Raw genomic sequence first — 14,626 nt, 5'->3', positions numbered from 1 at the left:
TTATAATGAAATCAATAAAACAAGAAAGGAAGAGAACATCATGAAACTTGGTCTTCTGAAAAACAGAAATTTCGCACTGCTCATGGCAGGGAAAGCCGTATCCCTTCTTGGAAGCGATATGCAGCAGTTCGCCTTATCCTTATATGTTCTGTCTGTGACCGGCTCCGCCACCATCTTCGGCTCCATGCTGGCCATCTCCATTCTGCCCAGGCTTATACTGTCTCCCATCGCAGGGGTGTTCGGAGACTGGTTCGACAGGAAGAGAAGCATCGTCACCATGGACCTGGTCAATGGTCTTCTCATCGGCTCCTATGCGGTGTATTATGCGATGAACGGAAGCCTCAGCATCACAAGCATCTATCTTCTTGTGATTCTGCTGGAGATGACGGAAATCTTCTTCGGCTCCGCCATGGCAGCGGTGGTGCCCAGCATCGTGGAGAAGAAGGACCTTTTCGATGCAAACAGCCTCAAGTCCATGATCACCAGTCTCTTCACCATGATCGCTCCGCTGCTGGCAGCGGGTCTGTATGGACTTTTCGGGATCTTCGGCATTCTTGTGATCAACTCCGTGAGCTTTATTCTTTCCTCCATCAGTGAAATGTTCATCGACATACCGAAGTTCCACAAGAAGCCGGAGAAAATCAGCCTTGCGCAGTTCAGGACAGATTTTCTGGAAGGCATCCGCCTCATCCGAGACTCGAGAATCATCAAGAACATCATTGGTCTTGGCATGGTGCTGAATTTCTGCCTGGCCTCTCTGTTCAGTGTGGGCCTCATGTTCATCATCAAGGAGACGTTAGGTGGCAGCGATCTCATGGTAGGCATCTTCTCCACGGTGCTATCCTTCTCCATGCTGGTGACGCCCATAGCTCTGTCGGGATTTGCACGAAAAGTGGACATCGGGAAACTCCTCATCTACAGTTTTCTCTTCGTCTCCTTTCTCATCATGGCCATCGGCGTCCTGTCTGGGGAAGGTTTCCGCAGTCAGTTCCAGGATGCTCTGATTCCATTTGCGCTGATTCTGCTCCTATCCTTCATCATCGGCATCTTCGTGACACTGGCGAACATCTCCCTGGGCACACTGTTTGATACGCTGGTCCCCAAGGAGATCATGGGCAGAACCTCATCGGTCATGGGACTGGCCATGACCATCGCTTCCCCGTTGGGCCAGGTGGCGCTGGGTGCAGGAATCGATGCCATGGACCCTATGATTCCACTTATGATTCTTGGTGCGGTTATGCTGGTGGCAGTGGTATACTATAGGAAAGCCTTCATCGGGAAAGTCGCAAAGAGTGATGAAGCAGCATAAGAGAGGAGGTCATCGTCTTGAACTACATTTTTCATGAGAAGGAAAGTTATATATTTGATGCACTTTTGTTTCCAGGCATGCTCTACTATAAGGAAAAGGACATTCTGGAGGCGGACGACAATTTCATCGAATTCATGCCTGAATCCAGTCAGCTTGTCATGAAAGAGATGCATGATCTGATTCTGCCCTATGCGGATCGGGTGAAGACCTTCTATTTTGAAGGCATGGAGGATCATGATTTCATTGAGCTGCTCATGGTGCGCAGTCCCTTCATGGGCAAGGAAAGCCCTATGGAATATCTGAGAAGCCTCCTTGACAAGAGCGAAAAAGAGCTCCTCTATGATACGCTCTATGCCCTGGATTATTTTGACCAGGACTCCAGTCTGCAGGACCGGGAAGCTTCCATGGAAAAAGCCCATGAGCTGGCAGAAAACAAGGAAGGGATCATGCCCTGGCTGAGCGGGCTTTCCATCGGAAGCGATGCCAAATGGCAGCTCTATTCCTTCACGCAGAACCCGAGCAGTACCCTTTCATCCTATGTATCCCTTATGGAGGAAATCCTGCCTATCTTCGAGCAGTTCTATGGGAAGTACCAGGAAAAAATCACAGCCTATGGACGAGACTTTGTGGATCGTCTGATGAAACCGGAAGGAGACACGCTTAGTGAGATCAGTAACGGCATCATCACAGAGAAGGTGCTGACAAGGGACCCCATGGATGTGCTCATCACCATGGTCAATTCCTTCAGCATCATGCTGAACACGGCCAGCAGGAATCCTTTCCTCGCATGGGGCGCGGACATCGAGAGGATCTTCATGGCCATCCGGGAAAAGGAAGCGAATCAGATTCAGGAGAGAGTGACCCTTTTCAAGAATCTCGGGGACAGAACCAGATATGATGTGCTTATGAACATCGCCAGAGGCATCACTTCCACTAAAATCATCGCGAAGAATCTGAATGTTTCCTCTGCCACCATTTCCTACCATCTGAACAACCTGGTCACAGCGAAGCTGATCTACCTGTCGCAGCAGGAAGGAAAGTACACCTATAAGGTGAATCATGCGTTCATAGAAAAATGCATCGGTGATCTGAAAGAGGACCTGGGCAGAGAATAAGGCCATTGGCTGCAGAGGTCATGAACGAACCGCCAAGGCATCCTGATGAGGATTCTTTTATCAGGGTGCTTTCCGTTTCGAAGAAATTCCCAGCGGGAAGTGAGATGAACCGATCCGAGGCTTCCTATTCAGAAGAAGAAAAGACAAAATTAAGCTACTTATAAAGAAGATGTGCTTCAATGAGAAGAGATGTACGTTAGATTCAGCGTGGACTGAAAAGATAGGGAAGGGATGGAAGATGGGCGTTTTTCGCAGAAGAAAGAAAGGAATACTCAGTGAAGGCTATTTATGGATCCTCATGGCAGGACTTCTTTACGTGCTGGGATTGCTTACGAGAGATAACAGTGCACTGCTGGAGAAGATCTATCCGGCGTCCTGGAACAGAGCGCTGATCCGGATCCTCTCCAGAATCACAGGGGCTGTGCCGATCTCCCTTGGAGAGTTTTTTCTCTATGCCAATGTGGCGGCGGGCATCGTTCTTCTGCTTCTTCTTGTAAGAAGACTCTTCACAGGAGGATTCTTTACTCTTCTTTATGGAATCGCAACCTATGCGGCGCTTCTCTATTTCGTGTTCATGCTGGTCTTCGGACTGAACTACAACAGAGCCTCCATTCGGGCGGATCTGTCCCTTGAGAGAGTGAATTACACCGCAGAAGAGCTGATTCTTCTGAATGAGTCTCTCATCGAGAGAGCCAACGGGTTGAGAGAAAAGGTGTCGGAAAACGAAGAAGGCGTCTTCACCCTGACGGAGAAAAAAAGCGAGATCTTCACTATGGCGGAAGAAGGCTACGATGCCTTCAGCAGCGCTTTCCCGCAGTTTGGCGGATCCTACGGACTCGCCAAGGGCATCCTGGCATCAGAGGCTTTAAACTATACAGGCATCACGGGTGTATTCATGCCCTTCACAGGCGAAGCCAATGTGAACATCAAAGGACCGGATCTTCTTTTTCCGGCCACTGTGCTTCATGAGATGGCTCACCAGAGAGGGATTGCCTATGAAGATGAAGCCAACTACATGGCTTTTCTGGTAAGCAGCTATCACAGCTATGAGCCCATACAGTATTCCGGCACCATGCTGGCGCTACTCAATTCCATGAACGCACTCTATAGAGAAGATAAAGAAACCTACCGAGCACTTTACGAGACCTACTCAGAAGGGGTAAAGAGAGACCTTCGTGCCTACTCTGTGTTTTATGATGCCTATGAAGGCGAAGTCAATGAAAGAGCCACCAAAGTCAACGACACATACCTGAAGAGCAACGGACAATCTTCAGGGGTCAGGAGCTATGGGGAAATGGTGAATCTTCTGCTGGAGCAGTTCATGCAGAAAGGGGAACTCGTTCTTGGGGTGGAATAATCAAATCGTACAAAGAGGAGCAGACCTTACAGCAAGGCCTGCTCCTTTCAGTTTCATTATGATTATCTTATTCTAGATGATGTTCAGTAGCCAAAGGACAATCAGGATTACTATGATTGTACCAATTATTCCTAATCCTCGCATGAATGTACCTCCTTATGCCGTTTTCCATATCGGCTTGTTAATTTATAACAATATTATACCATTTCAGGAGGGAGGAACTGTCAAGGCCTTATTAATAATGTAATAACTTAGGATGAACTGAAAGAGAGTAAATGAACAGAATTCATCTACTCTTCTCAGTTACTTAATATATCTGCGCGCACCTACGATTCTGTAGTTGTTCACATGCCAGGTCAGATCTTTGATTTCCACAAATTTGCCTGGTTCTGGCGCATGAAGCATATCGTTCCCGCCCACATAGATGCCGATGTGAGTGACGGTGTCACGTCCGAAGTAGATGAGGTCTCCAGGGCGGAGCGCATTCATGGACACTGCTTCACCGAATGTTGCCTGGTATCTGGAAACTCTAGGTGTTGTGATGCCGTAATGGGCATAGACATATTTGATGATTCCGGAGCAGTCAAAACCTTCTTCAGGGCTGTTTCCACCCCAGGTGTATTTGACGCCCAGGAACTGCTTCGCATAGCTTACAATGTCTTCTCCTGTAACCTGGCTGCTTGCGGCGGTCAGATATTTTGCGGAGGACCAGCCGATCTGGCCATTGTAGAGGACCTGATCCCATCCGTTCTGAGTGGCCAGGACTTCAACGCGTCCACCCTGAGGAATGGTGAGCAGGACAGAGTGGTCAGTGGAGCTTCCTGTTCTCATGTTCAGATTGTACGTGGTGTTTTTGAATGTCACCGATGACACAGGTGCGGGTGTTTCCTCTGGTGCTGGCGTTGGTGCTGGTGCGGATGATGCGGTCAGGTATTTTGCAGAGGACCAGCCGGTCTTTCCATTGTAGCTGACCTGGTCCCATCCGTTCAGAGAGGAAAGAACTTCCACCTGACTGCCTTTGGGAATGGTCAGGATGATTCCGTATAGGGTGGAGTTCCCGGATCGCATGTTGAGGTTCTCTGTGGTGGTCTTGTAGGAAGAGGTTACAGCTACTTCATCTGCCTTTATGTAGGCAGGATTTGCTGTGATATACAGACCGTTGGTCAGCCCATACATCTCTCTTCCGTCCACGACGATTTTTTCCGACAGTGTGAAGCTGTCTCCACGGTTCACGACCTGGGTCTTCGCATTCCAGTCGGCTCTTCCGTAGGTCCATAGACTTCCTGCTGTCACGGTGACACTTCCTGCGATTTCGGCAGCATGGACAGAGGTGAGATCTCTTCCTGAGAAGGTTCCACCTGAGGCGGTGATAACGGATGCTAAAATGGCTGTGGCTATGATTTTCTTGAGTCTGAAACTATTCATTTTTTCCCCCTGTAGTATCTGTATAATTTTGTCACTATTTTGTAACCAGTTCTGATTATAACGGACTTCACAATTTAATGTGCTGATTTTCCTTGCATATCAAAAGATTTCACAAACGCATCTTTCGACAAAGTCTGATATGTTTCAAAGAGTAAGGGGGATTATTCCGGAATCTGATGAGTATCTATTTGAATCTCTTCCATGGGGAAGCAAATACATTTCATATGGATTCTGAACCGTGTTAACAGGAAACCCATTGAGCATCTAGGGAATCAGGAAAAGCTTCTCTTTCCCCGTGTGTAACGAAGAGAAGCGGCAATGCAGCTTTCCTTGTGATTTCGGAGGATGAGGAGCGTAGGGAGAGCATAAATTTTAATTTGCGGTAAATTGTGAAGTTTTCGATGGAATGTAAATAACCATGGAAGATCTGCATGCAGAACAGAAAAATAGAGCGATGTTGTCATCGCTCTATGAGAGAAGCTGTTATCGAAACGCATCGTAAAACCCCTCGCTTCAGGTAGGGTGAGTGTCAATCAAGTTCTTCAATGAGTTTCTGCATTTCCTTGATTTCTCTTTCCTGGGCCTCGATGATTTCCTGTGCCAGTTCCTTCACCCGTTCATCCTCTATGTCCGCTCGTTCGCTGGTTAAGATCGCGATGGAGTGGTGTGGAATCATGGCTTTCATCCAGCTGACCTGATCCACGGTAGCCTGGCTTCTTACAAGAAAGAGCGACAGGGAGAATATGATGGCGCTGATGCCGAGAATGAGGGCATTCTTCTTCTTGTCCTCATACATCTTCCACATGAAGAGGAGCATCACCACGGCCATGACGGAACCCATGATGAGTGCCATGAATAGCCTTGTCTGGCTGAACTCCACATGAGAGGCCTCATACAGATTCAGATACATGAGCCAGTACATGACGAAGGTCGATGTGAGAATCATAACCAGAAACTTGAGATATTTATTCATACTATTCCTTCCTTTCATTGTCTGCGTATGGATGGGGTACTTGTCTTTCATCCATTGTCTGCCTTCATACTATCAGAAAGAAGTTTCGTAGCTGTTGACTCCATTTGAACAGGCCGTAAAAAATGGAAAAGAAAAGGCCTCCTTTCGGAAGCCTGTGAGATATCTGTTATTCTATTCCAGTTTCTGGATTCCTCTATGCTCCACGGGTGTGGAGAAGACGATCTGGGTATCTGTATTTCCGAATTTCTGAAGGGCACCGATGAAGGCATCCAGTTCCATGGTGGTATGAAAAGCGACTTTGATGATCATGGAGTACTTCCCGGTGACACAGTCACATTCCAGAACGTTGGGACAGGCTTCGATGAAAGGATAGAATTCAGGTTTCTGCATAGGGGTCATTTCCAGATTGATGTAGGCTTTGATGTTGTAGCCGAGTTTATGCGGATTGACAGAAGCGGAGTACCCGGTGATGATGCCTTCCTCTTCCAGTCTTGCGATACGGGAGGATACAGCCGGGGTGGAAAGATAGACCTCTTCCGCCAGATACTTGAGAGAACAGCGTCCGTTTTTCTGAAGAAGTTCAATGAGTCTGATATCGATTTTATCCATAGTCTGGGCATAACAGCTGTTACACCGGATCTCACCTGCCTTTTCTTATTTTTCTCTTGCTATTCATATTTTAAGGGGTAACAGGAAATCAGGTCAAGAAATATCGCAGGTAAACTTAAGAAAATGAAGTTCATTCAGAGGAGCTCTGTTTCTCACACGCCGTCCTGGAATGAAAAAAGCATCATTTCCTGATGAAATGATGCGTATGTGCTGCTATTTTTTCGTCTTCTGCTTTTCCATGCATTCTCTGCAGATGCCTTTCATCTCCAGATGATGCTCCGTGAGATGAAAACCGGTCTCTTTTGTGATGAGGTCTTCGATCTGCTTCATGGGACAGTCCAGGTTGATGACCTTGTGACAGCGGTCACATTCCACGATGTGGTGGTGTCCATGACGGATCAGGCTGTAGTTGTATTTCTTCTCGCCCAGATCATACTTTTCGATGAGGTTCTTCTCTTCAAAAAGATCCAGGGTACGGTAGACCGTGCTGAGGTTGAGAGAAATATTCTCTTCCAGGCATCTGTTGTAGATGTAGTCCGCTTCAATCCCCTGAAGCTCATGATCCAGAATCTCATAAATCGCCACACGTGGCTTCGTGATCTTGATGCTATGCTTTTTGAGGGTCTGGGTAGTATTCATGAATATCGCTCCTTGTATGCGCATTTTCGCATGTACTCATTATAGTATGGCTGAGAAGAATTATCAATCAGCGCGGTGGTGGCAGTCTGTTTATCTGGATTCTCGGGTAAGGTTTTCGTTTCAAGTTCATTTCACTGGATTTCTATGCTAGAATGAATTTGAAATAAGTTATGAGAGAGGTATCCAAATGAAAAATTGTGTGATTGCTCAATCCGGTGGACCGACATCCGTCATCAATGCTTCGGTCATGGGTTTATTGAAGAAGAACAATGAAATCAGCTATTTCGACATCGTCTATGCAGGCATCAACGGCATTGAGGGAATCTTAAATGAAGATTTCTTTGATCTCGGCCAGCTCAGCGACGAAGAAATCGAAACCATCCGGTATACCCCTTCTGCAGCCCTTGGTTCCTGCAGATACAAGCTGAAGAACTATGAAGACAGCAAAGAAGAATACAGAAAGCTCTTTGAGATCTTCAGAAAGCATGATATCAAGGCCTTCTTCTATGCAGGGGGAAATGATTCCCAGGATACAGTCAGAAAGCTTGCTGCCTATGCAAAGGAGCATGAAATCGACATGAACTTCATCGGGATTCCCAAGACCGTGGACAATGATCTTCAGGTCATCGACCATGCACCGGGGTTCGGCTCCGCGGCGCGCTACATAGCGACCAGTGTTCTGGAAAGCTATCTGGACTCCATGGTCTACACCAACAACGGGGTCTTCATCACGGAAACCATGGGCAGAGATGCAGGGTGGCTGGCAGCCTCCGGCGCCCTGGCAACCTACAATGGAAGAAGATGCGCTGACATCATTCTGCTGCCTGAAGTGCCCTTTGATGAGGAGAAATTCCTTCAGCGTGTGGAGGAAATCTACAAGGAGAAGAATCATGTCTACATCGTGGCATCGGAAGGTGTGCGCCTGAAGGACGGGTCCTTCCTTGCAGCCACCAAAGCCCATGCCCATGACTCCTTTGGACATGCCCAGCTCGGTGGAGCAGGAAATGCGCTGAAAAACATCATCGTTTCCGCCGGGGTCACCAGCAGAGTGAAAGTCCTTGAACTATCCACCCTTCAGAGATCCGCCTTCCATCTGGCATCAGAGGTGGACCTTCTAGAAGCCTTCCGTCTGGGTGAACGAGCACTGCTCATGGCGAAGGACGGGGAAACGGGTAAAGTTTCCATTCTGGTGAGAAAATCCGATGAGCCCTATGAAGTGGAATACACCTCAACGGATGCATCAAGTATCGCCAATCATGTGAAGTACATGCCCCTTGACATGGTCACGGAAGACGGCATGAACATCACCGAAGAAGCGCTGAAGTATTTCAGGCCTCTTACCGGAAAGCTTCCGGAGTACCGGGTGATTCACCATTTCCATGAAAAATAGCTGAAACTGTAAAAGATGCGGAAAGGCTGAAGAGGCTTTCCATGAAAGTCCCACCCTGCAGAAAGAGTTCTGCTGGGGGGACTTTTTCTTTTCTTCCCTGCAGCTATTTACTGGAAGGGTTTAAAAGAAGGGAACTCAGCATGGTGATGACGCTCATGATGGCGATGGTACCTCCAGGCGCGCTGTCCAGGATGTAGGAGAATACAAGGCCCAGCATGATGTCCAGAAGGCCGATGAAGATGCTGAGAAAGAGGGTCTTGGTGAAGCCCTTTTTGAACTGCATGGCCGATGCCACAGGCAGGACAATGAGCGAGGAGATCACAAGAACACCGGTGATTCGGATGGAAACGGATATGGCAAGTCCCATGAGGAGTGCGAAGATGTAGTTGATTCGCTTCACTTTGATGCTTATGATGTGTGCACCGTCTTCGTCGAAGGTGGTATAGATCAGTTCATTATAATAGTAGAGGACGGCAATGGCCGTGACGATGGTGACGCCGAGTACCAGCAGAAGGTCCTGCCTGGTGACGGTGAGGATGCTTCCGAAGAGGTACTGATTGATGTTGGTGTTGGCCTGTCCGCTGGAGACCAGAATGATGGCGATACCTACAGAAAGCGTCATCACCACGGACATGAGAATCTCCGCGTATCGTTTGAAGCGGTCTCTGAGAAATTCCACCAGAAGCGCTGCAAGGGTTGTGAAAATCACGGAGGAGATGGTCGGGCTGATGCCGATGACGATCCCGATGGCGATTCCTGCCAGGGAGGAATGGGCCAGGGTATCCCCCATCATGGAATATCTTCGAAGCACGAGGAAGATTCCGATGATCGGACAAAGCACAGCAATCATGGCCCCTGCCATGAGGGCATTCTGCATAAATGGATAGGAAAGCATTAGAAGTCCTCCTTCCTGAAGACGAGCATATTGTCCACATCTTCGTGCTGAATATTGGTCTTGAAGGTCTTGATGTCGTAGAGCACGCCCTGATGGTCTCCCATTCGTATGATGTAGTCGGAGTTGTGGATGGCGGCGGAGATGTTGTGCTCCACGGTGAGGATGGATACGTTCTTCTCTCTGAGGGCTTTGAGAATCTGACGGACTTCCTTCTGACTTCGAAGATCCATGCCTGTGGAGGGCTCATCCAGGATGATGAGGTCCGGATTGCCAAGAAGCGCTCTGCCGATGAAGATTCTCTGGGTCTGGCCTCCGGAAAGGTCTCCGATGAGGCTTTTCTTGTAGGGCGTCATGGATACTTCTCCAAGGGATCGGTCAATGAGGGTATCATCTTTGATGCCCAGGCCCTTGAGATGGATTTTATAGACTTCCTCCACGGTGATGGGAAACTGCTTGTTGAAGGACTCCATACGCTGGGGGACATAGGCCACGTTTTTCACGTTCATGGTGATGCTTCCTTTCAAAGGCTTCAGAAGTCCCACAAGAAGCTTCACCAGCGTCGACTTGGCTGAGCCGTTTTCACCAATGACGGAGATCAGCTGTCCTCTTGGAATCGACATGGTGAGGTCTTTGATGAGATAGGGTTCTTCTCCTGTATAAGAGAAGGACAGGTTTTTGATTTCAATCATCTGTTTCACTCCAATTTAAAATTCAGTCCCTACTATAGCATGAAAAAGTAGTTGACAATGAATATTTCTTATACTATTATACTCATTAATGCGAATCATTTGCAACAACTGGAGGAAAAGTAATGAAAAAAAGATTGAAAATCCTGATTGGAATCATAGCGGTGGCAGCTGTCATCGGAGGATGCAGCGCGAAACCTGCGGAAGAAGCGCCTGTAGATACAGCCCCTGAAACAGAGACAGGAGAACAGGTGGAAGAGAATGAGCCAGAGCAGGAGAAGCTGGAAGCCATAGAAGTGGCCACCACCATCAATCCTGTGGACCAGATCGTGAAGATCGTCGGCGGAAGCCTGGTAAAAACCTATAGAATCGTACCGGAGGGCTCAGATGCCCATCATTTCGAACCCACCATCAAGGACATGGGCAAACTCACGGAAGTGGAGTTTCTCTTCATCAACGGACTGGAAATGGAGCCCTGGGTGGAGAAGGCTGTGGAGAATTCAGGAAACAGCAGCCTGAAACTCATCGATCTTTCCCAGGGGGTGGATCTCATTCATCTGGATGAAGTGGACGATGACCACAACCATGAAGAGGAAGAAGGGCATGAACATGGAACATTCGACCCCCATATCTGGATGTCTCTGGACGCGCTGACCATCATGGCGGAACATGTGAAGGCTGAACTTACTGCTGCTCTTCCTGAAGGCGCACAGATCTTCGAGAACAACTACAACGGATTTGCTGCGGATGTGAAGGTGCTGCAAGAAGAGTATGTGGAGAAATTCAAGGACTATGAAGGGCAAGCCTTTGTCACAGGACATGCGGCCTTCGGCTACATGACAAGGGAACTGGGACTGGTGCAGAAGTCTGTGGAGGGACCTTTCCAGGAGGGAGAACCTACACCCAAGACCCTGGAGGAGCTGATTAATTTCGTGAAGGCAGAGGAAATCGGGACCATCTTCCTGGAGGAAAATGCTTCTCCTAAGGTTTCTGAGACCCTGGCCAGAGAAGCGGGCAGTGAAACGGTGGCCATCAATCCTCTGGAAGCATCAGGGGATCTTCTGGAAACGCTGGAAGAAACCTATGAAAAGGTTCTGGAGAGCTTCAAAAAGTAAGAAAACGGGAATCCTTTCCCTGCTTGAAATCAGCAGAGGAAGGATTCTTCTTTTTTCAGGTAGTACAGAATCTTCTGGCAAAGCATAGAAGAAGAGCGCTTTTCCTTTGAAAGTGAGATTCTGTGCCGTATAATGGAAGGAACCAATAAAATTTTATGGAGGTACCTATGAGCGAAAAAGTGAAACTGAGAAGCGAGATCGATGCGAAGCATCAGTGGAGAATTCATGATATCTATGCATCCAATGAAGAGTTTGAAAAGGAACTGGAAAGAGTCAAAAAGGAAGCGACGGTTCTAGTAAACTACAAGGACAGACTTCATGAGAAGGAAAGCCTTCTTGCCTATCTCAAGGATTATGAGAAGTATACGAGAATTGTGGAAAAGCTGTATGTCTATGCGCATATGAAAAACGATGAGGATACGGGCAATACGAAGCAGCAGGTCATCATGTCCAAAATCGCCCAGTATGTGGCGGAATACAGCGCCATGGCCAGCTACTTTGTACCGGAGCTTCTTTCCCTGAGCGATGAGACCATCAAGAACTATCTGGAAGATGAGGATCTTTCGGGATACAGATTCTACATCGAGTCCATCGTGAAGGAGAAGCCCCATGTGCTGAGCAAGGAGAAAGAAGAGCTTCTGGCGACTCTTTCGGATTCACTCAATGCACCCGATGACATCTTCTCCATCTTCACCAATGCGGACATGACTTTCAGCGATGTGGAAGACGGGGAAGGCAACATGCATCCCATGACCGAAGGAAGCTACTCCAACTACATCATCAGCAAGGATAGAACCCTGAGAGAAAATGCCTTCAAGGAGCTCTTCGGTACCTACGGAAAGTACAAGAATTCCATTGGAACCATGCTTTCCTCCAACATGAAGACCTTCAATCTGAAGGCGAAGCTGAGAAACTATGAAGGGCCCATCGAAGCTTCCTTAAGCCCCAACAACATTCCAGTGGAAGTCTATGACAATTCCCTGGAAACCATCAGTGAAGGCGTGGGCGCACTGCACCGCTACGTGGATATCAAGAAGAGACTTCTGAATCTGGATGAGATCCATATGTATGACCTCTATGTGCCCATCATCGATGTACCGGAAGAGAAGATTTCCTTTGACGAAGGGGTGAAGCTTGCACTGGAAGGCTTAAAGCCCATGGGCGAAGAGTATCTTTCCATCTTCAGAAGCGGCGTGGAAAACGGATGGATCGACATCTATGAAAACAAAGGAAAGAGAAGCGGAGCGTACTCTTCAGGTGCCTATGATACAGAGCCCTATATCCTTCTGAACTATCATGACAAACTGAGAGATGTATCCACACTGGTTCATGAAATGGGTCACTCCATTCATTCCTACTACTCCAGAAAGCATCAGCCGTTCATCTATGGGGACTACACGCTGTTTGTGGCAGAAGTGGCATCCACCACCAATGAAAAGCTCCTGATCCATCATCAGATCGAAAACGAGACGGATCCGGTGAAGAAGCTTTATCTGGTGAATCAGGAACTGGAGCAGATCCGGACCACTGTTTTCAGACAGCTGATGTTTGCGGAGTTCGAGAAGATCACCCATGAAACCATACAGAAGGGTACCCCGATGACTGGGGAAGACTTCAGTGCCCTGTGGCTGGATCTCAACAGAAAGTATTTCGGAGAAGACATCGTCATCGATAAGGAAATCGAAGTGGAATGGGCGAGAATTCCTCATTTCTACCGTGATTTCTATGTGTATCAGTATGCCACCGGCTATGCTGCGGCCAGTGCCTTTGCGGAAAGCATCCTCAAAGAAGGTGAGGAAGCAGTGAAGCGCTTTATCGGATTCCTTTCCACCGGAGGAAGTGATTACCCCGTGGAGACGCTGCAGACTGCAGGCGTGGATATGACAAGTAAAGCTCCACTGGAAGCCACCATCAGAAGGTTCAATGAACTTCTGGATATGCTGGAAGAATATATTCAAAGCAGATAGAAGATACGGAGAAGGCCCTTTTAGAGGGTCTTCTTCTTTCCTAGTTCCAATTTTTAGGGTAAAATCAGAGTAAGTTACCAGTGCGGGAGGCGGCTATGATAAACAAAGTGATTCGGGAGACCATGGATCTTCTCATCGATGAGAAAGGTTTTTTTCTGGAAGAGTTTCATTCCATTGAAGAGGACCTGAACTTCTACCTGTATACACCCATCAAGAATGGGTTTTTAGCCGTGATCTTTTCCACCCTTGGGAAGGAAGATGAAAATCTTCTGGCGTTCATGAATCATGCAAGGATGAACAGCATCCCGGCTTATGTGGTGAATATCGTCTTCACGGGGGGACATCCCGCACCCCTGAAGGAGAAGCTTCCGAACTATTCCGAGGTCTATGTGGATGAGGAAGGAAAGTTCTTCGGGCATGACGATGTCACAAGATCGGTGCTGTCTCGAAAAGCGGTGGTGAACCAGAAGATGACACTCCGGTCCATGGCGGTGACCTTCACCCTCATGGTCCTGAATATTCTGATCTATACCTTCACGGCCATAAAATCAGGAGGGCTGGACATCGATATCTTTGTGCTGATCCGATACGGCGCCAAGGTCAATGAGCTCATTCAGGCCGGACAGTACTACAGACTCTTCACGTCCGCTTTCCTTCATGCGGATTTCATGCATGTGCTCTTCAACATGTATGCCCTGTTCGCCCTGGGCAGGATCGTGGAGGAGTTCATGGGAAAATGGAAGATGCTTGGGATCTACTCTTTTTCCGCCGTGACAGGGGGGCTTCTCAGCTATCTCTATACGCCCAATGTGGCGGTGGGGGCATCCGGCGCCATATTCGGTCTTCTGGGCGCCATCCTGGTCATCACCCTCTTCGGCAGGAAGAAATCCATGAAATCCATGTTTTCCAGAATCCTCATCGTTCTGGCCATCAATCTCTTCTCGGGATTCACCTCCAGCAACATCGACAACTTCGGTCACATCGGGGGTCTTCTGGGAGGCATTGCCGTGACGCTTGGGATTCTTCTCTTCACTTCAGGGTTCAGGGAAAAAGGATGAAGACGGGGCTGTGAAATGTTAAGTTAATTGAAATATTTCAAAGAGTTCCTCATAAGGAAGAAAGAACTTGCTATAATAATGTTATATA

At 48.0% G+C, this 14,626-nt stretch carries 13 protein-coding genes; 7 read left to right on the top strand and 6 right to left on the bottom strand.

Features of this window, described 5'->3' with window-relative positions:
• Positions 1 to 40: 40 nt before the first annotated feature.
• From J3A84_RS04255 to J3A84_RS04245, 3 genes are all read left to right on the top strand, one after another.
• On the top strand, positions 41 to 1,309 hold the full coding sequence (locus J3A84_RS04255; RefSeq protein ID WP_207598770.1) for an MFS transporter: 1,269 nt from the start codon (positions 41 to 43) through the stop codon (positions 1,307 to 1,309).
• A 17-nt stretch (positions 1,310 to 1,326) separates the two neighbouring features.
• Positions 1,327 to 2,424, top strand: coding sequence for an ArsR/SmtB family transcription factor (locus tag J3A84_RS04250; RefSeq protein WP_207598769.1), 1,098 nt, complete (start codon positions 1,327 to 1,329; stop codon positions 2,422 to 2,424).
• Between the two features lie 238 nt (positions 2,425 to 2,662).
• Positions 2,663 to 3,781, top strand: coding sequence for a DUF3810 domain-containing protein (locus J3A84_RS04245; RefSeq protein WP_207598768.1), 1,119 nt, complete (start codon positions 2,663 to 2,665; stop codon positions 3,779 to 3,781).
• Positions 3,782 to 4,084: 303 nt separating this feature from the next.
• Here the strand turns inward: J3A84_RS04245 and J3A84_RS04240 are convergent, their stop codons facing one another.
• The 4 genes from J3A84_RS04240 to J3A84_RS04225 form a co-directional block, all read right to left on the bottom strand.
• On the bottom strand, positions 4,085 to 5,206 hold the full coding sequence (locus J3A84_RS04240; RefSeq protein ID WP_207598767.1) for a C40 family peptidase: 1,122 nt from the start codon (positions 5,204 to 5,206) through the stop codon (positions 4,085 to 4,087).
• Positions 5,207 to 5,735: 529 nt separating this feature from the next.
• Entirely contained in the window at positions 5,736 to 6,179 is a 444-nt protein-coding gene (locus J3A84_RS04235) for a DUF305 domain-containing protein (RefSeq protein WP_207598766.1), read from the bottom strand.
• Between the two features lie 171 nt (positions 6,180 to 6,350).
• Positions 6,351 to 6,788, bottom strand: coding sequence for an Lrp/AsnC family transcriptional regulator (locus tag J3A84_RS04230; protein ID WP_207598765.1), 438 nt, complete (start codon positions 6,786 to 6,788; stop codon positions 6,351 to 6,353).
• Positions 6,789 to 7,001: 213 nt separating this feature from the next.
• On the bottom strand, positions 7,002 to 7,427 hold the full coding sequence (locus tag J3A84_RS04225) for a Fur family transcriptional regulator (protein WP_207598764.1): 426 nt from the start codon (positions 7,425 to 7,427) through the stop codon (positions 7,002 to 7,004).
• 187 nt (positions 7,428 to 7,614) lie between these two features.
• On the opposite strand from J3A84_RS04225, the gene J3A84_RS04220 reads away from it, so the two are divergent.
• Entirely contained in the window at positions 7,615 to 8,817 is a 1,203-nt protein-coding gene (locus J3A84_RS04220; RefSeq protein WP_207598763.1) for a 6-phosphofructokinase, read from the top strand.
• 103 nt (positions 8,818 to 8,920) lie between these two features.
• Here the strand turns inward: J3A84_RS04220 and J3A84_RS04215 are convergent, their stop codons facing one another.
• Positions 8,921 to 9,712 (bottom strand): metal ABC transporter permease, encoded by a 792-nt coding sequence (locus J3A84_RS04215; protein WP_207598762.1) that lies wholly within the window; start codon positions 9,710 to 9,712, stop codon positions 8,921 to 8,923.
• A complete protein-coding gene (locus J3A84_RS04210) occupies positions 9,712 to 10,401 on the bottom strand; it encodes a metal ABC transporter ATP-binding protein (protein WP_207598761.1) in 690 nt (229 codons plus the stop codon). The genes J3A84_RS04215 and J3A84_RS04210 overlap by 1 nt, the downstream gene beginning before the upstream one ends.
• 122 nt (positions 10,402 to 10,523) lie before the next feature.
• On the opposite strand from J3A84_RS04210, the gene J3A84_RS04205 reads away from it, so the two are divergent.
• From J3A84_RS04205 to J3A84_RS04195, 3 genes are all read left to right on the top strand, one after another.
• Positions 10,524 to 11,513, top strand: a complete 990-nt coding sequence (locus tag J3A84_RS04205; RefSeq protein ID WP_207598760.1) for a metal ABC transporter substrate-binding protein — start codon at positions 10,524 to 10,526, stop codon at positions 11,511 to 11,513.
• 167 nt (positions 11,514 to 11,680) lie between these two features.
• Positions 11,681 to 13,480: an oligoendopeptidase F gene (gene pepF / locus J3A84_RS04200; RefSeq protein ID WP_207598759.1), complete on the top strand. Its 1,800-nt coding sequence runs from the start codon at positions 11,681 to 11,683 to the stop codon at positions 13,478 to 13,480.
• Between the two features lie 95 nt (positions 13,481 to 13,575).
• Entirely contained in the window at positions 13,576 to 14,538 is a 963-nt protein-coding gene (locus tag J3A84_RS04195) for a rhomboid family intramembrane serine protease (RefSeq protein WP_207598758.1), read from the top strand.
• Positions 14,539 to 14,626: the final 88 nt, after the last annotated feature.

This window comes from Proteiniclasticum aestuarii, assembly GCF_017368455.1.
Lineage (GTDB): Bacteria > Bacillota > Clostridia > Clostridiales > Clostridiaceae > Proteiniclasticum > Proteiniclasticum aestuarii.
Note: the sequence above shows the minus strand (reverse complement) of the source record. Positions and strands in the feature narration are given on the sequence as shown.

What these genes read in the sequence shown, in the direction of transcription:
- J3A84_RS04255 (WP_207598770.1), top strand. Translation starts at nt 41, where the DNA reads ATGAAACTTGGTCTTCTGAAAAACAGAAATTTCGCACTGCTCATGGCA.
- J3A84_RS04245 (WP_207598768.1), top strand. Translation starts at nt 2,663, where the DNA reads ATGGGCGTTTTTCGCAGAAGAAAGAAAGGAATACTCAGTGAAGGCTAT.
- J3A84_RS04240 (WP_207598767.1), bottom strand. Translation starts at nt 5,206, where the DNA reads ATGAATAGTTTCAGACTCAAGAAAATCATAGCCACAGCCATTTTAGCA.
- J3A84_RS04235 (WP_207598766.1), bottom strand. Translation starts at nt 6,179, where the DNA reads ATGAATAAATATCTCAAGTTTCTGGTTATGATTCTCACATCGACCTTC.
- J3A84_RS04230 (WP_207598765.1), bottom strand. Translation starts at nt 6,788, where the DNA reads ATGGATAAAATCGATATCAGACTCATTGAACTTCTTCAGAAAAACGGA.
- J3A84_RS04225 (WP_207598764.1), bottom strand. Translation starts at nt 7,427, where the DNA reads ATGAATACTACCCAGACCCTCAAAAAGCATAGCATCAAGATCACGAAG.
- J3A84_RS04220 (WP_207598763.1), top strand. Translation starts at nt 7,615, where the DNA reads ATGAAAAATTGTGTGATTGCTCAATCCGGTGGACCGACATCCGTCATC.
- J3A84_RS04215 (WP_207598762.1), bottom strand. Translation starts at nt 9,712, where the DNA reads ATGCTTTCCTATCCATTTATGCAGAATGCCCTCATGGCAGGGGCCATG.
- J3A84_RS04210 (WP_207598761.1), bottom strand. Translation starts at nt 10,401, where the DNA reads ATGATTGAAATCAAAAACCTGTCCTTCTCTTATACAGGAGAAGAACCC.
- J3A84_RS04205 (WP_207598760.1), top strand. Translation starts at nt 10,524, where the DNA reads ATGAAAAAAAGATTGAAAATCCTGATTGGAATCATAGCGGTGGCAGCT.
- pepF (WP_207598759.1), top strand. Translation starts at nt 11,681, where the DNA reads ATGAGCGAAAAAGTGAAACTGAGAAGCGAGATCGATGCGAAGCATCAG.
- J3A84_RS04195 (WP_207598758.1), top strand. Translation starts at nt 13,576, where the DNA reads ATGATAAACAAAGTGATTCGGGAGACCATGGATCTTCTCATCGATGAG.